The organism is Rhodopseudomonas palustris BisB18, from assembly GCF_000013745.1.
GTDB lineage: Bacteria > Pseudomonadota > Alphaproteobacteria > Rhizobiales > Xanthobacteraceae > Rhodopseudomonas_A > Rhodopseudomonas_A palustris_F.
Genome location: NC_007925.1, coordinates 1,581,898 through 1,607,572, shown reverse-complemented (window position 1 = coordinate 1,607,572; position 25,675 = coordinate 1,581,898). Strand labels below are relative to the sequence as shown.

At 65.9% G+C, this 25,675-nt stretch carries 16 protein-coding genes; 10 read left to right on the top strand and 6 right to left on the bottom strand.

The genetic code is table 11. The features are described 5' to 3' along the window. Positions 1-17 precede the first annotated feature (17 nt). Positions 18-524 (bottom strand): ferritin-like domain-containing protein, encoded by a 507-nt coding sequence (locus tag RPC_RS07385; protein ID WP_011471937.1) that lies wholly within the window; start codon positions 522-524, stop codon positions 18-20. A gap of 399 nt (positions 525-923) precedes the next feature. Between RPC_RS07385 and RPC_RS07380 the strand changes: the two genes are divergently transcribed. The 4 genes from RPC_RS07380 to RPC_RS07365 all read left to right on the top strand — a co-directional run bounded on the left by RPC_RS07380 (position 924) and on the right by RPC_RS07365 (position 6,398). Continuing rightward, positions 924-2,030, top strand: coding sequence for a lysylphosphatidylglycerol synthase transmembrane domain-containing protein (locus tag RPC_RS07380; protein WP_011471936.1), 1,107 nt, complete (start codon positions 924-926; stop codon positions 2,028-2,030). A 66-nt stretch (positions 2,031-2,096) separates the two neighbouring features. Then, complete coding sequence (locus RPC_RS07375; RefSeq protein WP_011471935.1) at positions 2,097-4,094, top strand: hypothetical protein; 1,998 nt, start codon at positions 2,097-2,099, stop codon at positions 4,092-4,094. A 310-nt stretch (positions 4,095-4,404) separates the two neighbouring features. Further along, complete coding sequence (locus tag RPC_RS07370) at positions 4,405-5,499, top strand: cobalamin B12-binding domain-containing protein (RefSeq protein ID WP_011471934.1); 1,095 nt, start codon at positions 4,405-4,407, stop codon at positions 5,497-5,499. Further along, positions 5,475-6,398, top strand: coding sequence for a GGDEF domain-containing protein (locus tag RPC_RS07365; protein WP_011471933.1), 924 nt, complete (start codon positions 5,475-5,477; stop codon positions 6,396-6,398). Before RPC_RS07370 ends, RPC_RS07365 begins: the two co-directional genes overlap by 25 nt. A 273-nt stretch (positions 6,399-6,671) precedes the next feature. Here RPC_RS07365 and RPC_RS07360 read toward each other — a convergent pair whose 3' ends face one another. Beyond that, positions 6,672-7,337: a DUF2147 domain-containing protein gene (locus RPC_RS07360; RefSeq protein WP_415914808.1), complete on the bottom strand. Its 666-nt coding sequence runs from the start codon at positions 7,335-7,337 to the stop codon at positions 6,672-6,674. A 488-nt stretch (positions 7,338-7,825) separates the two neighbouring features. Between RPC_RS07360 and RPC_RS07355 the strand changes: the two genes are divergently transcribed. The 5 genes from RPC_RS07355 to RPC_RS25415 all read left to right on the top strand — a co-directional run bounded on the left by RPC_RS07355 (position 7,826) and on the right by RPC_RS25415 (position 12,165). Beyond that, positions 7,826-10,297 (top strand): bifunctional diguanylate cyclase/phosphodiesterase, encoded by a 2,472-nt coding sequence (locus RPC_RS07355; RefSeq protein ID WP_041801505.1) that lies wholly within the window; start codon positions 7,826-7,828, stop codon positions 10,295-10,297. Positions 10,298-10,388: 91 nt separating this feature from the next. After that, entirely contained in the window at positions 10,389-10,601 is a 213-nt protein-coding gene (locus tag RPC_RS07350) for a hypothetical protein (protein ID WP_041801504.1), read from the top strand. Between the two features lie 178 nt (positions 10,602-10,779). Continuing rightward, positions 10,780-10,938: a hypothetical protein gene (locus RPC_RS26020; RefSeq protein ID WP_157043149.1), complete on the top strand. Its 159-nt coding sequence runs from the start codon at positions 10,780-10,782 to the stop codon at positions 10,936-10,938. Positions 10,939-11,522: 584 nt separating this feature from the next. Further along, on the top strand, positions 11,523-11,759 hold the full coding sequence (locus RPC_RS07345; protein ID WP_157043148.1) for a hypothetical protein: 237 nt from the start codon (positions 11,523-11,525) through the stop codon (positions 11,757-11,759). Then, entirely contained in the window at positions 11,740-12,165 is a 426-nt protein-coding gene (locus tag RPC_RS25415; protein ID WP_011471928.1) for a DUF2335 domain-containing protein, read from the top strand. Before RPC_RS07345 ends, RPC_RS25415 begins: the two co-directional genes overlap by 20 nt. A gap of 265 nt (positions 12,166-12,430) precedes the next feature. Here RPC_RS25415 and RPC_RS07335 read toward each other — a convergent pair whose 3' ends face one another. From RPC_RS07335 to RPC_RS07320, 4 genes are all read right to left on the bottom strand, one after another. After that, positions 12,431-15,991, bottom strand: coding sequence for a class I SAM-dependent DNA methyltransferase (locus RPC_RS07335; protein ID WP_011471927.1), 3,561 nt, complete (start codon positions 15,989-15,991; stop codon positions 12,431-12,433). Positions 15,992-16,695: 704 nt separating this feature from the next. Next, a complete protein-coding gene (locus tag RPC_RS07330) occupies positions 16,696-17,724 on the bottom strand; it encodes an NAD(P)/FAD-dependent oxidoreductase (protein WP_011471925.1) in 1,029 nt (342 codons plus the stop codon). Between the two features lie 295 nt (positions 17,725-18,019). After that, on the bottom strand, positions 18,020-18,340 hold the full coding sequence (locus RPC_RS07325) for a 2Fe-2S iron-sulfur cluster-binding protein (protein ID WP_011471924.1): 321 nt from the start codon (positions 18,338-18,340) through the stop codon (positions 18,020-18,022). A 112-nt stretch (positions 18,341-18,452) separates the two neighbouring features. Beyond that, complete coding sequence (locus RPC_RS07320) at positions 18,453-18,800, bottom strand: Hpt domain-containing protein (RefSeq protein WP_041802555.1); 348 nt, start codon at positions 18,798-18,800, stop codon at positions 18,453-18,455. Between the two features lie 431 nt (positions 18,801-19,231). On the opposite strand from RPC_RS07320, the gene RPC_RS07315 reads away from it, so the two are divergent. Next, positions 19,232-25,213 carry a hypothetical protein gene (locus RPC_RS07315; protein WP_011471922.1) on the top strand — a complete coding sequence of 1,994 codons (5,982 nt, stop codon included), beginning with the start codon at positions 19,232-19,234 and terminating at the stop codon, positions 25,211-25,213. Positions 25,214-25,675 lie beyond the last annotated feature (462 nt).

The following is a 25,675-nucleotide window of genomic DNA, read 5'->3' as shown; positions in this document are numbered from 1 at the left end:
GAAGCTGCGGCTCTCGATCAGCCGGCGGCGCGCAGGTTGATCCGGCTCTCGGCCAAGCTGGTCAGCTTCTTGTCGGTGGCCTTTTCCTCGTCCAGGGTCTTCTGCAGCACCGCGGCGCAATCGTTGCGGCCGAGCTGCTTGGCCCACGCCACCAGGCTGCCATAGCGGGTCATTTCGTAGTGTTCGACGGCCTGCGCGGCGTTGATCAGGGCGGCGTCGAGCACCGCCTTGTCGTCGACCTCGCCGGCCACTTCATCGGCCTCTTCGATGATGCCGTCGATCGCCGGACAATCCACCGCCTTGGCGGCGACGCCGTGCATCTGGAACACCTGTTCCAGCCGCTGCACGTGCACCTTGGTCTCGTCGAGATGGGTCAGGAAACCCTGCTTCAACTGCGCGTCGGTGGCCTTGTCGGCCATTTTCGGGATCGCCTTCACGAGCTGCTTCTCGGCGTAATAGATGTCCTGCAACTGGTGGATGAACAGATCGTCCATGGTCTTGATGTCTTTGGTAAAAAGTCCCATCTGACGGTTCCTCATGGTTGCAACATCGCAGCTGTTGTGCGTTCGTGCTGGATGTTCGTTGTGGAGACCGGTGTTAACCTTTCAGCTAGGGCTCCGTTCCGTTGCGGCCGGAAAACCCGGTGGGTCAAAACAGCGCGAACTGGCACTGCGGCGCGAAAGCCCTATATGGCTGGAGGCGACGAAACGACGCGTTGCGTTGTCGCATTGGCGATATGGTTTGCGCTATATCAAGGGCATTTGGTGGCTCGGCCGCGATGATACGGGGCGACGCGTTTGCGGTCGCCGATTGCGCAGCGAGCCGTTTTTGCCTTAAGGAATTGCGCGTATGTGTTGTTTGGCACCCGCTCGCCTGTTTTCGCCTCGATCGGCGTTCAACGCGTTGCCGCGCCCGGAGGACGAATGCATCGAGTGTTGACCGCGCTGCGGCGTGGTTTCAAGGAGCGAGTGGGCTGGAAGCGGCTCGGGATCGTTGCAAGCATCCTCATCATCGGTTTCGCGATCCACTCGCTCGTCAAGACGCTGAAGGGCGTCGATAGCGGCGTCATTCTTGTTGCGCTGACCGAGAAATCCTCCGGTCAGATCGCACTCGCGGCGTTGTGCGTGATCGGCGCGTTCTGCACGCTGACGTTTTATGATTTCTTCGCGCTGCGCACCATCGGCAAGCGCCACATCCCGTACCGTATCGCCGCGCTGACCGGCTTCACCTCCTATACGATCGGCCACAACATCGGCGCCACGGTGTTCACCGGCGGCGCGATCCGGTTCCGGATCTATTCCGACTACGGCCTCACCGCGATCGACGTCGCCAAGATCTGCTTCATCTCCGGGCTGACGTTCTGGCTCGGCAACCTGTTCGTGCTCGGCATCGGCATGGCCTGGCATCCGGCGGCGGCGAGTTCGATGGATCTGTTGCCGGAATCGGTCAACCGGCTGATCGGCATCGGCTGCCTCGCCGGCATCGCCGGCTATCTGACCTGGATCGCGATGGGCAAACGCCGCCGCGAGCTCGGCCAGAACGGCTGGAAGGTGGTGCTGCCCTCGGCGCGGCTGACGCTGCTGCAAGTCTTGATCGGCGTGGTCGATCTCGGCTTCTGCGCGCTGGCGATGTACCTTTTGATGCCGGCGCAGCCGGGGATCGATTTCGTCTCGCTGGCGGTGGTGTTCATCCTCGCCACCCTGCTCGGCTTCGCCAGCCATGCGCCGGGCAGCCTCGGGGTGTTCGACGCCGCGATGCTGCTGGCGCTGCCGCAATTCGCCCGCGAGGAGCTGGTCGCCACGCTGGTGATCTTCCGGCTATTGTATTTCGTGATCCCGTTCGGGATCTCGATCACCATCATGGGCACCCGCGAATTGTGGCTCAACGTCGTCGAGCCGTGGCGGGCGCGCCGCGTCAACGGCCACGGCCATCCGCCGCTGGCGGCGATCGCGCAGCGCCCCGGCATTCCGAAGCGGCTGCCGCCGCCGGCCAAGCCGGCGCAGCCGGCCAAGCGGCACTCCAAGGGCTGAGCGACGATCCGCCGCGGCGCGACGCAATTCCCATACTTTTGCCCCATCCGAGGCGTTGAACGCGCCATGACCGAAATTCTTGCGCTGCGTCACCCCCTCAAGCTCGGCCTGATCCTGATCGGGCTGGCGCTGTCCGCCGCCGAACCGCTGGCCGCCCAGCCCGCGCCGCTGGCCGCCCAGCCCGCGCCGCTGGCCACCGATGGCGGGATGCAGATCAGCTGGGAGGTGCGCAACCGGTTCCGGCTGTTCCGCGAGGAGCGCGATTTCACAAGCCACGTCGAAACCCTGCGCGCCGGCAGCGTGCTCGCCTCCGAGCAGGCGCTCGGCTTGCAAAGCGACGGCCGCGGCTGGGCCCGCAACACCGTCAACCGGCTGTGCATCGACCTCGCCGGCCGGGTCAGCGAGCCGTGCAGCCGCGACAACGTCAAGGAAAGCTATCTGACGCCGACCGAACATCCGGTCACGGTGCGGCTCACCGGCGCGATCCCGGTCGGCGCCACCTGCGCCTGGTCGTTCGACGAAGGCGAAGGCCCGCCGCGCACCTCGACGCTGGATTGCGTCGAGCCGATCAATTTCCGCGCCCGCTACGGCCGCCCCACGCTGGTCAACGTCGAGGTCTCCAGCGGCGCCGAGGCCGCGCAGCGCGTCACCGGCGAGATCATGGTGCGCGACATCCTGATCGCCGGGCTCGGCGACTCCATCGCCTCCGGCGAAGGCAATCCGGACCGCCCGATCGCGCTGTCCGACGAAGGCTTCTGCTTCCGCTCCTATATCGGCGGCCCGGGGCAGTTCTACCGGCCGAGCCGCGCCGGCTACAAGGGCGGGCGGGCCTGCGAGGCGCCGGAAACCCTGCAGGTGTGGCAGCGCCAGAGCGCGCTGTGGCTCAATGCCGCCTGCCACCGCTCGCTGTATTCCTACCAGACCCGCACCGCGCTCGGGCTCGCCGCGCGCTACCCACACGTCGCGGTGACCTATCTGCCGTTGGCCTGCACCGGCGCCACCATCGCCGACGGGCTGTTCGGCTCGCAGCGCGCCCGCGAATGCCTGCCGGGCAAATCCGGCGCCAGCTGCCAGACCAACGTCAACGCCCAGCTCGCCGAATTGCGCGAGGCGCTGGCCGCTGCGAAGAAGCGGCAGCCCGGCCGCCATCTCGATCTGCTGCTGCTGTCGATCGGCGCCAACGACATCAACTTCTCCGGCCTGGTCGCCGACGTGATCGTCGACAATTCCACCGAGCGCACGCTGTTTCGCCGCTCCGGGGTGATCGGCTCGGTGGACGAATCCCGCGCCGCGTTGGCGCGCGAGCTGCCGCAATCCTTCGCCAAGCTGCGCGAGGCGTTGAAGCCGCTGCTCGGCGGCGATCTATCGCGCGTGCTCTACACCTCCTACGCCAATCCGGCGCTGAACAACGACGCGCCCTGCCCGGGCGGCCGCGCCGGCTTCGACATCCATCCGTCGTTCAACGCCGATCCGGCGCGGCTCGCCGGCGTCGCCGGCTTCGTGCAGCAGGAATTCCTGCCGCAGCTGAAGAATCTGGCGCTGTGCCGCGGCGGCGTGTTGTGCCGCGACCCCGCCGCCGACCGCATGACCTTCGTCGACGCGCATCAGGCGGCGTTCGGCAATCACGGCTTTTGCGCCCGCGCTTCGAGCGATCCGGAGTTCGACCGCGCCTGTTTCTCGCCGACCGGCGACAGCTTCGATCCGGACATCGTGTCGGCGGCCAGCCAGCCGATGCTGTGCGGCGCCGGCGCCAGCAATTATCGCCCCTATCTGCCGCGCGCGCGCTGGATCCGCGACGCCAACGACAGCTATTTTTCGGCGATGACCTATCCGCAAGGGCTGCCGGCGGCGATCCAGCCGGCCGACGTTCACGACGCCACCTGGGGCATCGTCTCGGCGGTCTATGGCGGCGCGGTGCATCCCAGCGCCGAAGGCCACGCCGCGATGGCCGACGCCGCGCTGCCGGCCGCGGCCTCGGTGCTGCATCTCGACGCCGCCGATCCCGCCGAGGTGATCCAGGAGCCGCTGCCGCCGCCCGACCCCGCGCAGCGTTCCGACCGCTGAGGCGAGTTGCAGCCGCGGCGCAGTTCGCGGCCCGCGCCGCGGCTATAATCTTAAGCGCCTCGCCCAAACTATGTTAACCGGCCAGGGTTATTACTACGCGCGCGCTGATCTCCGTCGGCCGGCCGCGCGCGTTGCTCACGCTACGCGGAATGGCGCTGCGGCGGAGTTCGCGCTTGACGCGCAGGACGGATAAGCAGAGCCGACCGCGCCAGGACAGCAGGAACGCACGAGACAATTCGAGGGCGCCAGCCGGAGCCGCAAGGCGACACCGGCCATTCGTTGTTGGGACGACCGGACTCGAGGAGCGAACATGAGCGCTTTACTGAAGACGCTGAGTCCGGCCGCGCTGCGCCAGTTCGAAACCCTGCAATTCGACGCCGCCAGTTCCGTCACCGAACGGTTCTTCCCGAGCTGGCGCCGTCTGCCCGAGCAATTCCAGCGCCAGGACGAGTGCCGCGAATATCTGATCCATCACCTGGAGTTCCTGAAGTCGGCGCTGCAGTTCGGCGCGTTGGCGCCGATGACGGAATATCTGCGCTGGCTCGACAGCGTCCTCGCCGCGCGCAACGTGCCGCCGCACAGCCTCGAGCAATCGCTGCGCTGGCTGGCGGAGTATTTTGCCGCGCGCATGGCGGGCGCCGACGGCGACGTCGTCCATGCCGCGCTGCTGGCCGCCCGCGACGAATTCGTCGCCGAGGCCGGCCGCGCCGATCCTCCGACGCCGCCGCAGCGGACCGCGGAGGCCGCGGAATTCCAGGCCGCGCTGCTCGGCGGCGATCAGCGCGCCGCGCTCGCCGTCGTCACCCGCTGCCTCGACCAAGGCCGCAGCTTGACCGAAGTCGAACTCGAGGTGATCCAGCCGGCGCTGTACGGCATCGGCGAGGGCTGGCAGGCCAACGAGGTCAGCGTCGCGCAGGAACACCTCGCCACCGCGATCGTGCATGCGATCATGACCATGGCGCTGCTGCGCGCCAAGCCGCCGGCGTCGAACGGCAAGCGCGTGCTGCTGGCCGGCGTCGCCGGCAATCAGCACAGCGTCGGGCTGCGCATGGTTGCGGACTCGTTCCAGCTCGCCGGCTGGGAGGTGCAGTATCTCGGCGCCGACGTGCCGACGCCGTCTTTGGTGCAGCAGATCGAGGCGTGGTGTCCGCATATCGTCGGGCTCGCGGTGTCGTTTGCCCAGCAGCTGGCCGCGGTCAAGGATGCTATCGTACGAATGAATCAGCGTTTCGGAGCCGCCCGGCCGCCGGTGCTGATCGGCGGGCTGGCGATCAATCATTTCGGCTGGCTGGCGCGCATGGTCGGGGCCGATGGTTGCGCCGCCGACGCCCAGGCGGCGGTCGCGGAGGCGGAGCGCCTGCTGAATGAAAAGGACAACCGGTGTCGTGGATCGCGCCCGAACTGAGACCGCTGTCCGCGGTGGTGGCGGCGACGCTGGCCTGCGACGGCACGCTGATCGAAGCCAATGCCGGCTTCCTGCGCATCGCCCGGCTGCCCGCGCAACAGCTGATCGGCGCGCCGGCGGCGCGGGCTTTCGTGCAGCCGAGCTTCGCCGCGCTGCTGCGGCTGGCGCCCGCCGCCGATGACGAGATCCACCGCGGGCTTTTGACCATGGGCGATCCGATGGCCGCCACCCGCACGCTGCACGGCCGGGTCTGGCGCCGCGGCGGGCAGCTGCAGGTGCTCGCCGAATACGACATCGACGAGCTGGAGCGGCTCAATGCCAAGATGATCGAGCTCAACCGCGACTACGCCGACGCGCAGTTCGAACTGGCGCAGAGCAACATCAAGCTGCAGCAGCGCGAGGCCGAGATCGTCGCCTTGACGCTGACCGATTCGCTCACCGGCCTCGGCAATCACCGCCGCTTCGAGCAGGAACTCAGCACCGAGATCAAACGCTTCGCGCGCACCGCCGAGCCGCTCAGCGCGCTGATGGTGGATCTCGATCACTTCAAGGCCATCAACGACAGCTATGGCCACGACGCCGGCGACAAGGTGCTGGCGGCGTTCGCCGCGCTGCTGCGCGCGCAGATCCGCGCCACCGAGATCGCCGCGCGGATCGGCGGCGAGGAGTTCGTGGTGCTGATGCCGCACACCGGGCTGCAGCAGGCGATGCTGACGGCCGAACGGATCCGCACCGCGCTGGCGGCGGTGCCGATCCCGCCGGCGTCGCAGCCGGTGACCGCGAGCTTCGGCGTGGCGACGCTGGCAACCGCGGAGTCGCGCGACGCCTTCATGCGGCGGGTCGATTGCGCGCTGTACGCGGCGAAACACTCCGGCCGCAACTGCGTGGTCGCGGGGTAGAGCATTTCGACGTCGATCAATGCGCTGCAAGCTTCCCACGCCGTCATTCCGGGGCGCGAGCAGCGTCAGCTGCGAGCGAGCCCGGAATCCATAATCACCGCCGGGAGTATGGATTCCGGACTTGCTCGTTCTCCGAACTCGCAATCCGGAATGACGACATTTTGGTTGGATGATTCAATCTTGTTCGGACGATTCAATCCCACCGAAAATGCTCAAGCGCCTGATCCCGAAACTTCGGTCGCGGTGTTCCGATCGCGCGGTGCCGGCCGCCTGCTACTTCGCCGCGGGCGCCGGAGTCGTCTTGGCCTTCGGCGCCACCGATGGCTTGGCCGCGCCGGCCGCACCAGCCGCGCCGGCCGCCGCGGTGGTCGCCGCCGGCGTGGCCTGCGCCGCCTGGGCCGGCAGGAATTTGGCGACGATCGCCGGATCGAGCTGCGCCAAGGCGGTGTCCGGCAGCCGCTGCCAGGTTTCGTCCTTGCCGAGCATCGGCGTCATCAGATAGCCGCGCAGCGTCAGCGCCTGGCCGTCCGGGCTGACCTTGAGCTGCGCCTTCCAGATGTCGCCGTTGCGCGGGTCGAGGATGTTGCCGCCGAGATATTCCAGCCCCTTGCGCTTCATGTCGCGGATCAGCGAGATGCCGAGCACCGGCGCGTTCTTGCGGTCGTCCTCGCATTCGTCGCAGACCGCGTTGGGGTCGACGCCGGGCTTCGGGAAGGTCTTGGCCACCACGCCCTCATACATCCCGTTGCCGCGGTCCAGCATCAACAGCCAAACCACCGGCTTGCCGTCCTCGCTGCGTTGCCACAGCCCCGCCGCGGTGGGCTCCGCCGCGCCGGCCGCCATGGCGGAGCCGACCAGCACCGCCACCGCGGCGACGACCGCAGCCAGCCGCCGAGCCCCAAAACCAAACGTCCACATCGCGCCACCGGGTCTATTCATGTTGATATGCCGCCGCACTGGTTGAAACCGACTCTCATCACAGCCCCTGCAGATGGCATTTTGATGGTTTGCCGGGCGCCGCGAAGCGTTCCCCGGCGGCTGACGCAACTATAAGTTGCACACGCGTCGCTGCCGCAGAGGGCTGTAGCTCATTGTGCTCTGATTCGTGTTGCGGCCGCATGATTTACGACAACCCGCTCCGGTTCGCGGCAAGGCGCAAGCCTCGCTGCCTCGAGGCGCAAGCCTCGCCGCCTTGAGGCCAGTCCATCCGGCCGACGCGGTGCCGCGCGGCAGCTGGTTGATGCAGATCAAACCGGGCGCGTTGCTGCGGTTTCTTAATCGATCGTTTTACCTGATGGCGAATCTCCCGGCGAAATCCCGCCCGGGGCAGCTTTTCATTGGTAATAATGCGCCAGGCTGTTCACCCGCGATCGCGCCCCGCGATCCTCACCGACGCAGCAGCCGCATCCCGAGACGACGCCGTGGACATGTCTTCGCAAAGCTTCTCAGCCGACGCACGTCCCCGGCGCTATCTGGTTACCGTGGCGGCGGCGGTGATCGGAACGCTGATTTCGCTGGCGGCGTTCGTCGCGATCTCGAAATGGGAGCAGCGGATCGCCGATCTGAAGCTGCACGAGATCGCCGGCAACTACCTGCAGGTGCTGAATTCGGATCTGGAACGCGCCACCGAGGTGCTGTATCCGCTGCGCGCCTATTTCGACAACAGCGACGACGTCAGCCGCCGCGAATTCCAGGCGTTTTCCAAGGATCTGCGCAAGCGGCTGAACGGCCTGCGCAACACCGGCTGGGCGCCGCGCGTCGGCCGGGCGCAACGCCAGCGGTTCGAGCAATGGGTTCGCGACCACGGCTTTCCCGGTTTCGAGATCTGGCAGCGCGACGCCGACGGCCACCGGGTGCGGGCGCCGCAACGCGACGAGTATTTCCCGGTGCTGTATGCCGAGAACCAAAGCCAACAGGTGCTCGGCTTCGACATGGCCTCGCCGCCGGCGCGGGCCGCCGCGATCGCCCGGGCGGGCGCCACCGGGGAGATGGCGGCGACGCCGCCGATCGCCACGCTGACCAAGTCGGAGCCCGGCGACTTCATCGTGTTCATGCCGGTCTATCGCCGAGAGGCGCCGCGATCGGAGACGCCGCGGATCCCGCAGGGCTATCTGTGCGGAATATTCGAGACCGGGCCGACCATCGCCGGCATCCTCGGCGCCCGGCCGCTGCCGTCCGGCGTCGACGTCTATTTCTTCGATCCCACCGAGACCGGCGCCAAACGCAGCATCCTGTGGCATCCGTCGCGGACCCGCACCGCGCCGGCGCAGCAGCCCGACGAAGCCGCGATGCGCGCCGGGCTGCATGCCTCCGGCATCATCAGGGTCGCCGACCAGCAATGGGGCGTGCTGTTCGCCCCCGCCGGCGAAGGCGCCATCGCGCCGTCCAACGCCATCGCGATCGCGATCGCGGTGCTGATCGCCGGATTGCTGATGACCGCGGCGATCGTCGGCTATCTGCTGCGCTCGCTGCAGCGCACGCTGCGGCTGGAATTTCTCACCGAGAGCCTGCGCGGCGCCACCGCGGAGTTGCAGCGCGAGAGCGCCAAGGTGGCCCGGCTCGCCAGCCTCGATGCCATGACCGGGCTCGCCAACCGCGTGAGCTTCCTGGCGCAGCTGTCGACCGCCTTCGCGGCGGCGCGGCAGCACGACGGCCGCTTCGCGGTGGTCTGTCTCGACCTCGATCATTTCAAGGACGTCAACGACACGCTCGGCCATCCGATCGGCGACCGATTGTTGCAGATCGCGGCGCGCCGGCTGATCGGGATGCTGAAGGCCGGCGACCTGATCGCCCGGCTCGGCGGCGACGAATTCGCCATCCTGCTCGCCGAGGTCTGCGACCGCGACGCCATCGCCGCGATTGCGGCGCGGCTGATCGAGGGCCTCGCCGAGCGCTACGATCTCGACGGCAACGCCGCGCACGTCTCCGCCAGCCTCGGCATTTCGATCTACGGCCCGGCCACCGCCTCGGCCGAGGCGATGATGATCGAGGCCGATCTGGCGCTGTACAGCGCCAAGAGCGAGGGCCGCAACGGCTACGTGTTCCATTGCGCCGCGCTCGACAGCGCGGTGCGCGAGCGGGTTCGCGTCAACGACGAATTGCAGGCGGCGCTGCGCAACGGCGAACTGACGTTGCACTACCAGCCGCAGGTCGAGGTGCCGAGCGGCCGCATCAACGGCCTGGAGGCGCTGGTGCGCTGGAATCACCCGAGCCGCGGCCTGTTGTATCCCGGCGCCTTCATTCCGGTCGCCGAGACCACCGGCGCCATCGTCGGGGTCGGCCGCTGGGTGCTCGAGGAGGCGTGCCGGCAGATCAAGCGCTGGCAGGCCGAGGGCCTGACGCCGCCGCGGGTCGCGGTCAACATTTCGGCGGCGCAGTTCAAGGGCGCGGTGCCGCTCGATCGGCAATTGCGCGACACCCTGGCGCAATACGACGTCGCTCCCGAACTGATCGAGATCGAGCTCACCGAATTCGCGCTGCTGGAATCCACCAAGGCCAACAGCGACACCATCCGAAGGGTGCGCGAACTCGGCATCAGCGTGGCGATCGACGATTTCGGCACCGGCTACTCGTCGTTGGAGTACCTGCGCACCTACCGGGTCAACCGGCTGAAGATCCCGCAGCAATTCATGACCGAGGTGGCGATCGAATCCGGCGACGCCGCGATCGTGCGCGCCGCCTTGGTGCTGGCGCGCGAGCTCGGCATGGACGCCATCGCCGAGGGCGTCGAGACTCCGGAGCAGCTCGCCTTCCTGCTCAGCGCCGGCTGCCGCAACGTGCAGGGTTATTATTTCAGCCGCCCGATACCGGCCGAAGCGTTGCGGCCGCTGCTCGCCTGCGGCGTGATCCAACGCGCGCCGGCGCCGCCGGTATCTAAGTCTGCGCGACTGGTCGGCTGACCCGCCGCCGGCGTAGCACCTGCGTAATCTACCGGAATTGGCGCGCCGTCGCCGCCGCCTTAAGGCTGGTAGTTCAACGAGGAGATTTTGCATGCAGCCTTACGTCCGAGACGAGAATCTGCGGCGTTACCGCAAGGCCTTGAGCGAGGCCCAGACGATCGAACATCGGGTGATCTTTTCGGCGTTGATCGCCAACCTGGAGTGTTTTGCGCCGGTGGTACGGGTCGCCGAGCCGACGCCGCGGCCGGCACCGCCGGCGGTCCGGCAGCAGCCGGCGCGGCAAATGGAGCATTCTGCGGGATAAGCTTCCCATCAGCGGCGGCCAACGCCCCGGCCCAAATACCACCCGGCCGGCGCGGAACACGCCGGGCAATTTTCCCGCGGGCGTGGGCAGAACTGCCGGGATAATTTTGCAATGGTAACAGGGTCCCGCCGGTTTCGCGGCGGGTTCCCCTAGGCTGCGCGTCCAACGGGAATGCCGCATGCCCTCACGACCGATGATGTGTTTCAAATGCGCGGTGCCCCGCGAACTGGTCCGGGTCTCGCCGCTGGCGCCCGGCTACGAGCTGCGCGAATTCGAATGCCCGCGCTGCGGCAAGGTGCTGCGCCTCACCACCAAGATCGGCAACGGCAAGGCGTGAGGGGGCGGCGGCGCGGCGGGGCGGCGGCCGAGCTCGAGAGCATTTTCGGTTAGGATTGATGCGCTTCAAGAGTCCCGGACCGTCATTCCGGGGCACGAGCAGCGTCAGCTGCGAGTGAGCCCGGAATCCATCATCACCGCAGGGATTAGAGCATTTTCGGTTAGGATTGATGCGGTTCAAGAGTCCCGGGCCGTCATTCCGGGGCACGAGCAGCTTCGCTGCGAGTGAACCCGGAATCCATAACCACCGCAGGGAGTATGGAGTCCGGACTTGCTCGTTCTTCGAACTCGCAATCCGGAATGACGCCGACATTTTGGTTGGACGATTCAAGCCTAACCGAAAAGTCTATGGCCGCCCTTGCGCCGCAACCCACCACATCCATCCCGGGCGCGCGATCGAAGGCTGACGCTCCGGCCGATCGCCACGACCAGCCCGGCCGACCGGGTAACATCGTAACTGGAATCGAATTTACAGACAATTGTCTCCGGGTCACGATCCGAAGTGATTGACCACCAACTTGATTTTTGAACCAATCGCCCCAACTATCGGAACTGTACAAAAGCCAGATACGAGCATCGGGTATCATGACCAAGACTTCCAGACTCCGACGAACTGCACGCCCCTCGATGTCGTCCGGCTCGATCATTTCCGGATTCATTCATGGCCTCACCCAGATCGGATCGTTTGGTCATCCCCGTCCGCTGGCCAATTACCCGAACGCAAAGTCCGATGACGCGATCCGTCGCGACTGGAAGCGGCTTGGCGACGATATGAGGCGTGGCATCGACAAGGTCCGCGACCGTGAAAAAGCCAAGGCGTAGTCGACAGTCCCCCGCGCCTGGTCCCCAACCGCCTGAAAATCAGAGTCACACCGTCCAACAAGCCAGCATCGTCTCCGCGCAATGGACCGGACCGCTTCCTCCGCCCGCTGCGCTCGAAGCATTTGAACGGATCGTCCCCGGAGGCGCCGAGCGCATCTTCGCTCAGTTCGAAGCGGAGGCGAAGCATCGCCGCGAACTCGAACAACGGCAATCGAAGTTTCTGATCCGCGACGTCCATATCGGACAAATCATGGCGGGCTTGTACGCGATGGGCGGTCTCGGCGTCACGGCCTTCGCGATCTATCTCGACAAGCCTTGGGCCGCGGCGATCATTGGCGGACTGACGATCGGTCCGATCGTTTTTGCCTTCCTGCGGCAGACATGGGCGGAGGACAAGAAGGCGTGAGGACCGGCCAGGGCTTCCGCTCCGGCCGGTGCGTAGTCTGTAGGGCGGGTGACGCGCCCTTGCGCCGTAACCCACCGAAGCCGCACCACGGTGACGGCGCTGGCGCGGCGCGCGCCGATCTTCAGCAAGTAGCCCGCATGAGCGGAGCGATAAGCAGTGAATGCAGAGCCCCCGGGCGTCGCTGCGCTCACCCGGGCTACCCGGGCTGCGCGCCCAGGGCAAACCCGCCAAGGTCGCTGTCGAGCTTGAACGACGCGCCACGCCGCTACGCGACGCGGCGCAGGGCGAATGTCATGCCGTCATCGGAGGTGACGTAGCCGAGCCGCGCCAGCGAGGCCAACACCTCGCCGACTTTCTTCTCGGTGGTCTTGGTACGCTTGAACTGCGCCGCCAGCGTCTTGGCATCGAGCGGCGCGGATGCCGCGGCCAGCGCCGCGAACACCGCCGCTGTCTGTTCCACGGCGACGGTCGGAAACGCGCGCTTCTGCACGGTTTCGACGCCGATAAGATCGGCCGTGACCTGCGCGCCTTCTTCGCGCGCTGCCTGCTTGTCGAGGCCCTTGCCGAACCGCGGAATCTGGTAGTCCGGCCGCAACCAGCGCACCAGCCCGCGTTTCTCCTCCTCGGCGCGCTCCTTGTTCAGCGCCACCAGCTTCGCCAAAATCTCATCGTCCGACAGATCCGCCGGCCAGCCATAGGCTTCTGCGACCGCGACATCGAGCTTGTCGTGCAGCTCTTTCAGGATCAGCACCAGCCCGTCGTCGAAGATGCGCTGTTCGTCCGGGGTCAAAGCAGGCACGGCGGAAGCCGCAGCCGCTGCCTGATCCCCTCCCCCCGCGGAGCGGTGGGGAGGGTTAGGGTGGGGGGTCTTGCCGCGCGCGACGGCGCCGGCGTCGCCTCCCGCCCCCCCCGCACCACGCGCTGCGCTCGCGGATGAAGGGGCGATCGCAGCCCCCGCCCGCAACCGCTCCAGCACATTATAAAGCCCGGTCAGCGTCAGATGCGGATGCTCCTTGAGCACCCGCTTGCGATGCGCGTCGAGTTCTTCAGCGATGACCCGAATAGTCTGCTTCTGGATGTTGTTGGCGGCGGGGAAGGGAAAGGGATCGAAGCAGCGGTTGCTGGCATATACAGGATCATTTCCAACTCCAAGACGAACCCCTGACTTATTGCTCCAAGTGCAATGAATGCGAGATGACAAAACTCCCAGGTCGAAAGCATCTGTGGAAGCAACAATGACAACTTTGTCGTCACAGAGCATCTTCTCATCAAGGAAACTAAATATCCGATGCCGCGAAGTATCAACCGTTCCAATATAGCGCCCTAGCGATGCGATGGCGTTTCGCATCTTTGGCTGATTTTCGCCAAACAGCCACCAATTGTCTCGCCTCGAAGGACGAGGGTTGGCATCGCGATCGGGCTTAACTTTCAAAAGCAATTTCTGATAAATCTCTGGGAAATTCAGACGAACCTCGTCCTCGGCCAAACCGAATAAATCGATAACGAAAAGGCCTCTGGTCCGTTGATTGATATCCCTTCCATTTAGGTAGGGACGAATGACCTTTTCGATACCTTTTCGTCGATCTAAGCCTAAGTGCTCCAATTCTGCGGATTGGACAATGAACCCTTTTCCGTGAAGCTTCACGCCATCATGACAGATGCCATCTGTGGCCCGCAATCTCCCAGCGGAGGCAAGGTCAATACCGATAGTAAGGTTGGGGTTAATTTTTCCGCATCGATCTTCGAGGAGAATAGTGGGTTCATCGGCGTCCAAGTCGCTTTCACTTATCACATTTTGAAGTAGGCCATTGCGGTGGCCTGCTTCAACTACCGTCATTGCAATCCGAACTGCTGCCGCATCTCGACCCCTCGTCCATGGGTGGTTTGGGACAGCCAACACAATTGAGATGGGATCATTTGCATTCAGGTGGCGCGCTACTACTCGACCAGAAAATTCATGTGTTATCGTTCGCGTCGTGACAAATCCAAACCGACGAAGAGCTGTGCCCTTGCGGTTTAATAATTCTGCGGCGCGGTCCCACCAATACATCACTAGGTCCGCTGCACCGCTAATGTGTTTGTAATTTAGCCAAAGTGCTTGAGCGTAAGATTCGCCGAATTCGCGACGAAAGTCCTGTCCAGCGGTAAACGGCGGATTCCCCACGATAAACTCCGCCGCCGGCCATTCCGGCCGCTTCGCATTCGGATAGGTCTCCTTGCCGTCGACGATTTTCGGCAGCGGCGCGCCGTCCCAGGTCAGCACCGCGTTCTTGACCTGGATGTTCTTGAACGCCTTGAGGATCGGCTCGTCGGGCGGGCCGCCCTTGGTGCGGAAATGCCATTGCAGATAGCCGATCCACAGCACCAGTTCGGCGATCGCCGCGGCGCGCGGATTGATTTCAAGACCCAAGAACTGACGCGGGTCGACCGAATGCGAGCCGAGGCCGCGCAACGCTTCCTGGCCGCCGAGGTCGAGCAGCGCTTCCAGCACTTCGCCTTCGAGGCGCTTCATCAGTTCGAGCGAGACATACAAGAAATTTCCGGTCCCGCAGGCCGGATCGAGCACCCGGGTCGCACATAGCTTGTCGTGGAACGCCTGCACCGCCGCCGCCGCGCCCTTGAGGTCGCCGGCGCCGCGCCGCGTCTCCGCGGTGGCCTGCACGTTGCGCCAGTCTTCGCGCAAAGGCTCGATGATGGTGGCGACCACCAGGCGTTCGACATAAGCGCGCGGCGTGTAGTGTGCGCCGAGCTTCTTGCGATCCTGCGGATCCAGCGCCTGTTCCAGTAGCGTGCCGAAGATCGAGGGATCGACCTCGTTCCAATCGTAGCTCGCGGCCTGGCGCAGCTCGCCGATCTCTTCGCGCCCGAGCGGCAGCGCCGCGCGGTTCTTGAAAAACTCGCCGTTGAATTTCTTCACCTTGGTTTTCAGCGCGTGCGCCCAGGCACCTAAGTCCATCGCCTCCCAAAGCTGGCCGACGTCGTGGACGAAGGCTTCGGGATTCTTCTCACACTCTTCCAACACGGTCTTGAAGGATTTGTCCGGCAACAGGCCGACGTCCTCGGCGAACATCGTGAACAGGCAGCGCATCAGGAACATCGCGACGTCGTCGGCGACAAAGCCCTTCTTCTCCAGCGCCAGCGAGACCTGCGCCAGCCGCTTGGCGATGTCGCGGGTGACTTTCGCCGAGGCTTGCGCCGGATCGAGCGCCTGCGGCTCGGTCCAGATCTTCTGCAGCCGCTCGCGCACCGTCTCGTCGCGCAGGTCTTCCAGATAGATGCGGAAGCTCTGACGGTCGGGAAACTGGGTGTAGTTCTTGCCCTGCCCGGAGAAGTCCGCATAGACCTCGATGCAGTGGCCGACGTCGCAGACCAGGATGAAGGGCGGCCAGCCGTGCGAGGCTGGCAGCGCGCGGGCGTATTCCTCCGCCTGCCGCTTGGCGTTCAGCATCAAGACGTCCCAGGCGCGGTCGGCGCCGCGGCGGCCGCGGGAGGCTTCCGGCACATCGGCATTGAACAGGTCGTTCTGGCCGGCGACCTTCTTGACGCCCTTCAGCCGGCTCTGCTTGGCTTCGAGTACGAAGCTGTTCTTCTTGTAGAGGTCGATGCGGCCGTGCGAGGCGCCGTCGTCCTTATGCTTCTTGACCGCGCGCTCGAACACGTAGTCGTTGTGCTCGTGGGTGGCGTCGGCCGGGTCCGGCTTCGGCAAACCCAACAGCGCGATCAGCTCGTTGAGAAACGAAACGTAGTTGGCACGCTCCTGGCCGCCTTCGCGGCCCTGCCAACGGCTGATGAATTGCTCGACGTCCGGAATGCTTGCAGTCCCCATCGGCGCAACCTAGCGGGGCGCCTCGGCGGCGTCCACGGCGCAGATCAATCGTCCGAGGGGAATCGCCGCGGCGCCGCTCGCCGTCAGGCAGCGCCCCCGTGCACAGCCATCCCCCGTGGCACGGCGTCGCGGCGGCGCCGATTCGCGGCCGCCGCCGGCCCCGGGGATAGCGTTATTTTCGCGGCGGATTTGCCTTATTCCGGGCACGGCGCGCGACAGCCCGGCTTCACCAAATCGCCGCGCTTTGGCCGCAAGGAATGTGGCGCTGAAAATTGCTGCCTTGGCTTTGCCGCAACATCAGCGGCCCCAAGCGGCGTCGCCGCTCGGCGCCATTTTTGAAGTCAAATCAACGAGCTGACGCCGATTTTGCGGTCCCGCAGAAATCCGCGAAAGGTCGCTTTTCGGCGGTACACAGAAAACGCAAAAATCTTGCGGCAACCTCACCCCGTCATGCCCGGGCTTGTCCCGGGCATCCACGCCGGCAAGCGAGACGATCGCGTTCGTGGATGGCCGGGACAAGCCCGGCCATGACGCGGAGAGCGCAGCGATTTGTCGGAGGCGCCGTCAGCGTGGCCGGCAGTGCGGGTCGTGATCACCCCAGCAAAAAGCCGGACCGCTTTCGCGATCCGGCTTTCCGATAACCAAGTAGCAGGCGCTTGCGCGACGTCGCGCCGCTTGGCCGACGTCGCGCAAAAAACCAGCGCTTAGTTGACGCCGAGCTTCTTCTGCAGGCTGGACGACGACGTGGTGTACTGAAACACCACGCGCTTGTCCGGATAGACGTATTTGACCGCCTTCTGCGCCATCAGCGCGCCCTCGTGGAAGCCGCTCAAGATCAGCTTCAACTTGCCCGGATAGGTGTTGATGTCGCCGATCGCGAAGATGCCGGGCACGTTGGTTTCGAAGGTGCCGGTGTCGACCGGCACCAGGTTGTTCTCCAGATGCAGGCCCCAATTCGCCACCGGGCCGAGCTTCATGGTGAGCCCGAAGAACGGCAGCATCGCATTGCAGGCGACCTTGGTGGTGGTGCCGTCATTGCCCTTCACGGTGGCGGCGGACAGCTCCTTGCCCTCGCCGTCCAGCGCGGTGACCTGGCCGATCAGCAGATCCATCTGCCCGGAGGCGACCAGCGCGCGCATCTGCTCGACGCTATGCGGCGCGGCACGGAAATCGTCGCGGCGATGCACCAGCGTGATGCGCTTGGCGAGCGGGTGCAGGTTGAGCACCCAGTCGAGCGCGCTATCGCCGCCGCCGACGATCATCAGATCCTTGTCGCGGAATTCTTCCATCTTGCGCACCGCGTAGTGCACCGAGCCGCCTTCGTAAGCCTCGATGCCCGGCACCGGCGGGCGCTTCGGCTGGAACGAGCCGCCGCCGGCGGCCACTACCAGCACCTTGCATTCGAACACCTTGCCGGCGTCGGTGGTGACGCGGAAGCCGGGGTCGCCGATCTTCTCCACGGTCTCGATCATCTCGTTGAGATGGAAGGTCGGGTTGAACGGCTTGATCTGCTCGAGCAGGGATTCGGTGAGGCCGTGGCCGGTGATCATCGGGATGCCGGGAATGTCGTAGATCGGCTTTTCCGGATACAGCTCGGCGCATTGCCCGCCGATCTTGTCGAGAATATCGACCAGATGCACCTTGACGTCGAGCAGGCCCAGCTCGAACACGGCGAACAGTCCGCAGGGGCCCGCGCCAACTATCAGGACATCGGTTTTGATCGCTTCGCTCATCGTTCCATCTTTTCGGTTGGGTTGCGGCAGGCTGGCTTTGGCGGCGTGTCTAGCCAAAGCGGCCAGGCGAGGAAAGTCATAATTAGGTCGGGCGACGCGGGGCCACCTTGTCCTATCGCAAGAACTGCTCCAAGGCCGGCTATGCCCATGCGCCAGCCGCTGCCGCCGGCCCACAGCCCCAGCAAAACCCGCTGCATTTCGACTTTCGGATGGTGTGCGGTCGGCCGACCGCGATCGCAACCCGCACGCCGACGACGCGCGGTCGAGGTGCCGGCGGCAGGCCGCGCGAGGCTGTTTAAGCCTGGCGTTCCGGCACGGTGACGACCAGGCCGTCGAGTTCCTCGGTGACCTTGATCTGGCACGACAGCCGCGAATTCGGCCGCACGTCGAAGCCGAAATCCAGCATGTCTTCTTCCATCGGGGTCGGCGCGCCGGTCTTGTCGCGCCAGGCCTCGTCGACATAGACGTGGCAGGTGGCGCAGGCGCAGGCGCCGCCGCATTCGGCCTCGATGCCCGGCACGGCGTTGCGGATGGCGGCCTCCATCACGGTGGCGCCCTCCTCGACCTCGACGCTGCGGGTTTCGCCGGAGTGATCGACAAAGTTAATCTTGGCCATGATTGCTCGTGCTGCTGCGAAGAAAAGTTCGGGGCCGTCCTATAGCGGGTCGATCCCGTTTCCGCCAGCGCTTGCGCGCAAAAACCAGGCAGCCGCGCTCAATACCCCAGCATCAGCAGCGCTTCAGCCGCTCGCCGATCGCCTCGCTCGCGGCTTTGACCGCGAGATCGAGCGCCCACAGCGCCAGCGAAGCGTCGCCGCCATGGGTCAACACGGTCTCCAACTCGCCGGCCGCATCCGCCACCGCGAACGCGCCGATGCCGCGCGCCGAACCCTTTAACTTATGCGCCAGCGCCGCGGCGTCGTCCGGCCACGCCGCGAGCCGGGTGATCAAGCCTTTGGCCTGCGCGGTGAACAGCGCCAAAACCTCGCGCTCCAGCGCCTCGTCGCCCAGCGTCATCCGCTGCAGATGCTGATGGTCGATCGGGGCTGCGTCAGGAACGATCGAAGGCGACGGCATCCAGGCGATCCATCCGGGTTGAAACATCAAGCTACTCACAGTTGGCCGGGCCGGATGATTCCGACCAAATTCAAGGTCCAGCCAACCACGGAAGTGGTTAACGGTTTATTTGCATGTTTGCCGCAAGTTTGCCGTCTTTTTGCCGATAGTTTGCCGTGTATTTGCCGATAGTTTGCCTTTAATTGAGGTTTTTCCCGGGGTTTTTCCCCGGTAGGTTTACGCGGACGCCGCCGCGTTAACGATGATTAAGATGTTCTTAACGGCAACCATTTCATTCGCATCGCCAAGACAATAGGATGTTTGCGGAGTGGTGGGACAAGCTGGCGGTTCGATCGGTTTAAATACCAGGGAGCCGCCGGTGCCGGCGATCAGGCCGCGGTCGGTGACCGCGCAAAGTCCCCGGATGCGTAGAACAAGGGCGTAGACTGCACATGGCGAACAATCCCAAGAAGGTCAAAGATCCCACCGAAGTTGCGCTGTCTGCGATTCAGGAAGCCCTGAACATCAGCGACGCGCCCGCGGCCGGCGGCGAAGCGACCTCGGTCAGGAATGACAGTTCGCCCCATGCCGCCGACGTCGAGGCCGGCGGCGGCTATGAGCCGCGCATCCCTGATCCGCGGCCCCCGACTTTCGACGAAGGCGAGGAGCAGCGGTTCACCCGCCGCGCCGCCAACGACGACCGCGAAACCATCGGCCAATTGCTGCAAGCCATTCAGAAGGGCCGCCCTGCCCGCAACGTCTACACCCTGGCCTCGGTGTTCGCCGGCATCTGGCTGGTCGGCGCCGGCCTGTTGACCGTCGCCTTCCTGCCGGCGCTGCAGGCCTTCATCGGCCAGGGCAGCGGCGGCGTGCTGGTGTTGGCCGGATTGGCCGCCTTGTTCTTCGCCCCGGTGATGCTGTTCTATTTCCTCGCCAGCCTGGCCTGGCGCGGCCAGGAATTGCGGATGATCGCGCAGTCGATGGCGCAGGTCGCGATCCGGTTTTCCGAGCCCGAGGGCGCCACCAGCGATTCCATGGTGACGGTCGGCCAAGCGATCCGCCGCGAGGTCGCGGCGATGGGCGACGGCGTCGAGCGCGCCATCGCGCGCGCCGGCGAACTGGAAACCCTGGTCGCCAACGAGGTCTCGGCGCTGGAGCGCGCCTATTCCGACAACGAAGTGCGGATCCGCGCATTGTTGCAGGACATCGCGCATCAGCGCGACAACCTGGTCGGCCAGGCCGAGCAGGTGCGCAGCGCGATCTCCGGCGTGCAGATCGATCTGCGCCACGACATCGCGCTGATCTCGGATGCGATCGCCTCGCGGGTCGACGAAGTCGCCAAGAGCATCACCGGCGCGCTGGAAGAGCGCGGCGCCCACATCACCAACGCGCTGTCGACCGCCGGCGACCACATGATCCTCACGCTCGGCGAGCGCGGCGGCGATCTGTTGGACCGTTTCGAGGAAGCCAGTTCGGAGACCACGCGCGCGGTGCTCGAGGCCAGCGAACGGCTCACCAACAGCCTGAATTTCAAGACCGGCCACGTCCACAACGAATTCGTCGAACTGGCCGACCGCGTGCACGACATGCTGAACGAGCGCATCGATCGCATCACCGGCGAATTCGAACAGAAGTCGTCCTCGATCGTCGACGGCATCTCCGAGCGCACCGAGCAGGTCCACGATTCGCTGAAGAACTCCAGCGACTCGCTGTTGCTCGAGCTCGAATTGCGCAGCGGCGATCTGGTCAGCAAGATCGACGAGGCCGGCAACCGGCTGGCCACCCAGGTTCTGACCAGCGGCGACAAGGCCAGCGAAGCGCTCGACGTCACCGTCAACACGCTGGTGGCCAAGGTCGTCAGCCAGACCGAGAACGCGCACGATACGCTCAGCATGCAGATGAGCGCGTTCGACGAACTGGTGAAGGACCAGGGCAGCGAACTCGCCGAGCGGTTCGCGCGCGACAGCGGCACGCTGGGTGCCTTGATCACCCGCCACATCTCCGAATTCGACCGCACCGTCAAAACCTTCGGCGGCGACATCGTCGAGCGCATGGGACAGCGCACCCAGGAGATCTCGGAGACGCTGAAGACCTATGTCGACACCTTCGACACAAGGCTGACCTCCAACGGCGGCGCCATCAGCGCGGCGCTCGACAACCGTCTGTCGCAGTTCGAGACCACCTTCGAAACCCGGGTGTCCGGCCTCGACGGCTCGCTCGACAGCAAGATCAAGAGCTTCGACGCCGCCGTCGATGGCCACCTGAAGTCGCTGGAATTGACCTTCGATACCCGCGCCAATTCGGTCATCGAAACCATCGACAGCCGCATCGAAACCCTGAGTTCGTCGCTGACCGACGGCGCCGCGCAGGCCGTTGAATCGATCGACACCCGGCTCAGCCAGCTGACGCAGTCGCTCACCGAGGGCGCCGCCAACGCCGCCGAATCCATCGACACGCGACTGAGCCATCTGACGCAGTCGCTGACCGAAGGCGCCGCCAACGCCACCGACGCCGTCGACAGCCGGCTCAGCGAGCTCACCAAGACGCTGACCGAGCGCGCCGCCCACGCCACCGACGCGATCGACAGCCGGCTCAGCCGGCTCACCACGTCGTTCACCGAGAGCGCCGCCGACGCCACCGACGCGATCGAAGGCCGCATCCACCGGCTCACCGCCACATTCACCGAGGGCTCCGCCACCGCCACCGAGGCGATCGACGCCCGGCTCGGCCGCCTCACCAGCGCGTTGACCGACGGCGCCGCCAATGCGACGCAGGCGATCGACATCCGGCTCAGCCATCTGACGATGTCGCTGACCGACGGCGCCACCCAGGCGGTGCATTCGATCGACTCGCGGCTTGCCCACCTCACCCAGTCGCTGACCGACGGCACCGCGCAGGCGGTCAGCGCCATCGACCAGCGCATCGCCGACGTGACCGAGGCGATCGATGGCCGCAGCAGTCACCTCGCCGACATCGTCACCGCCCGCTTCCAGGAAATCCACCAGGGGCTGGAGACCAGCGCCGGCGCCGTGGCCACCGACATCGACATCCGCGTCACCCAGTTCGAGGATCTGCTGGGCTCGCGCGTCGAAGCCGTGGTCGGCCGGATCGAAAGCAGCGGCCGCAACGCCAGCGATAGTCTGATGGCCCGGGCCGAGGAATTGTCGCTCGGCATCAAAGCCCATGTCGAGGACGCCGAGCGCTCGCTCACGCATCTCGTGGTCAACACCAGCGAGACCATCCAGACCGGGGCACGCGCCGCGCAGGAATCGCTGCTCGCCGCATCCGCCGAGGTCGGCGCCCAGCTCAAGCTGACCTCGAGCGAGGTCGAGAACGCGCTGACCGCCGTCGGCACCAACGCCGCGGGCTCGATCGTCAGCAGCGCCCGCGACGCCCAGGCGACGCTGTTGGCGGCGTCTGCAGACGCCGCCGGCCAGGTCAGATCGCTGGCCGCGGACGTCGAGCGCTCGCTCTCGACGGCGGGCAGTTCGACCGCGACCGCGCTGCTCTCCGGCGCGCGCGAAGCCCAGACCACGCTGGTGACCACCTCCGCCGAGGTCGCCAACCAGATCCGTTCGCTGTCCGCCGATATCGAACGCACGTTGTTTGCCGCCGGATCGGCCACCGCCGATTCCGTGCTGACCGGCGCCCGCGCCGCGCAGACCGCGCTGGTCACGGCGTCGTCGGATGCCTCCGAGCACGTCAAGTCGCTTACCGCCGACGTCGAACGCACCTTGTCGAGCGCGGGATCGGCCACCGCCGAGACCATTCTCAACAGTGCGCGCGACGCGCAGAACGCCCTCGTCACCGCCTCCAGCGACGCCGCGAACCACGTCAAGTCGTTGGCGATCGATGTCGAACGCACGCTGTCGGCGGCCGGATCGGCCACCGCCGACTCGATCCTCGGCAGCGCGCGTGAAGCCCAAGAGCGGCTGTTGAGCGCCTCGAGCGATGTCTCGGGCCAAGTCAAATCGCTGGCCGGCGACGTCGAGCGCACCTTGACCGCGGTCGGCACCTCCACCGCCGCAGCCATTCTGTCCGGCGCCCGGGAGGCGCAGAACACCCTGGTCAGCGCCTCCACCGAGACGGCCGGCCAGGTCAGCGCTTTGGCCGAAGACGTCGAACGCAGGCTCTCGGCGGTCGGCATCGCCACCGCCGAGGCGATCGTGGCCGGCGCTCGCGAGGCGCAGACCAGCCTGGTGACCGCGTCGGAAGATGCGACCAACCACGTCAAGTCGCTGGCGATCGATGTCGAACGCACGCTGACCAAGGTCGGCGCCGACACCGCGGCGTCGCTGCTGGGCAATGCCCGCGAGGTGCAGTCGACACTGGTCACGGTGACGGCGGAGTCCGCCAGCCAGATGAAGGCGATCTCCGCCGACATCGAGCGCAACCTGGCGACGGTGACGGCGAACACCACCGACACCATCCAGGCCAGTGCGGCCAACGCGCAGAACGCGCTGGTCGCCGCGTCGAACGAAGCCTCGACCAAGATCAAGACCACCTCGGCCGAGATCGAACGCTCGGTGTTTGCCGCCAGCGGCAGCTTCGGCTCCACGATGACCGGCAAGACCGACGAACTCGTCAGCTACGTGCAGCAGCAGACCGATCGGCTGGCGCAGATGATCGACGGCAAGCGCGGCACGCTGGTCGACGCCATCGGCGGCCGGACCAATCAGCTGACGATCGACATCGATCGGGTGACCAGCGAAGCGCTGAAGGCGATCGAAAGCCGCGGCAAGGCGTTCTCGACCACCATCGTGACCAACAGCACCGAGGTCGCACGCACCATCAACGGCGCCAGCGAACTCGCCACCGGCGCGATCAGCAAGTCGCTGAAGGACCTCGAACAGGCGTCGCGCACCGCGATCGAACAGTCGCGTCAGGTCTCGATCTCGGCGGTTACCGAAATGCAGGAAACCAGCAAGATCCTGCGCACCGACACGGTGGCGCTGTTCGAGCGCCTGCGCGAGGGCAACATCCTGCTACAGGAAGTGCTGACCGGCGCCCACGAGAACCTCAACTCGCTGGAGCGCGCGCTGGTCACCCGGGTGGCGGACTTCGTCTCCACCATGAACGACGTGAACTCGCAAAACGGCGTCGCCACCCAGGCGTTGGAAGACCAGCTTACGGTGTTCAACACCAAGACCAGCCGGGCGCTGGTCGATCTCGGCTCGCTGTCGGAACAGTTCGCGGCCCACGGCAATGCCCTGGTGGAAGCCGCGGCGCTGGTCGAGCAGAGCAACCGCGGCACCACCGCTTCGGTCGCCGAGCGCAAGGGCGAATTGGAATCGCTGATCACCACCATCGACCTGCGCACCGCCGATCTCGATCAGCGGCTGAGCCGGTTCACCGGGCTGTTGGATGAATCGCTGGCGGCGGCCGAAGAGCGCGCCCGCGACATCGCCCGCGTGGTGGCGGAAACCGCCGGCGCCGGTTCAGCGACGATCGCGCGGCAGTTCGAGGCGGTGCGCTCCTCCGCCGAACAGGAACGCCGCCTGACCTCCGAGGCGATGAGCGAATTGTACCAACAGGGCACTCGCGAAGCCGACGCGATGTTCAAGCAGTCGGCCGACAAATTCTCCTCCATGGTTCAGAGCATGAAGCAGATGGCGTCGGAAATGCACAACGAGCTGGAATCGACCCGCGAGGAACTGCGGCGCGGCGTGCTGGAAATTCCCCAGGAAGCCGCCGAGAGCACCGCGCAGATGCGCAAGGTGATCGTCGATCAGATCGAGGCGTTGGCCGAGTTGAACCGCATCGTCGCCCGCCATGGCCGCGGCCTCGACGTGGTCAGCAGCGGCCGCAACGCCCAGCGCGAAGAAGAGCCGATGCTGGCCGCCGCCGGCGGCCGCAACGAAGCGCCGCTGCGTCAGGCCCCGCGCGGTCGCGACTCCAGCGCCGCCACCCTACCGCCGCCGGACCTCGGCCTGCCGTCCGCGCCGCGGCGCACCGAAGCGCCGCCGGTGAGCCCCGCCGACGCCGATCAGGGCCGCGACGGCTGGCTGTCCGACCTGCTGAACCGCGCCGACAACGGCAACGAGCGCGAAGCGCCGCGCAGCCGCACGCCGCAACCGGCGCCGCAAGCTGCCAGCGGCAACCCGCTCGACTCGCTGTCGCTCGACATCGGCCGGCTGCTCGATCGCAACCTCGCCGCCGAGATGTGGGATCGCTATCAGCGCGGCGAGGCCAAGGCCTTCACCAAGCGGCTGTACACCCCGGCCGGCCAGAAGGCGTTCGACGAAGTCGGCCGCAAATATCGCAGCGACCGCAACTTCAAGCAGACCGTCGACCGCTACATCACCGAGTTCGAGCGGCTGCTCGACGAGGTGGCGCGCGACGAGCGCGGACCGGCGGTGCTGCGCGGACATCTGGTCTCGGAAACCGGGCTGGTCTACACGCTGCTCGCCCACGCTTCGGGGCGATTGGGATAAGCCGCAACGCAGCGCCGACACGGCACTGAACACTCAAAAGGCGGAAGCATTGCTTCCGCCTTTTTCGTTGCGCAGGTTGGCGATCTCAGCTGGATGATCGCTTCCGAGATCCACAGGCTCACGCGGCTTTTCGAGTTGGCGCGATGCGCCGCAAGTCATTGCGAGGAGCTCTTGCGACGAAGCGATCCAGGGCCGCGCATGAGGGCTCTGGATTGCTTCGCTTCTCAGTCGGCGCTGCGCGCCGCCCTCAGCTCGCAATGACGCCCGCTGATTTTGCCGGCTGCTTTTTTGCAGTCAGACTCTGAGAGACCTTCGCCGGAATCCAATCCGGCTCTCTGCACCGGCAGCCTCTCGAAAGCCCCTCACCTCTCCGCGTCTTGGCCGGGCTTGTCCCGGCCATCCACGGAAACATCGGCCGCCTTGCTCACGGGCGTGAGTGGGCGCGACGCGCGCGGCCATGAC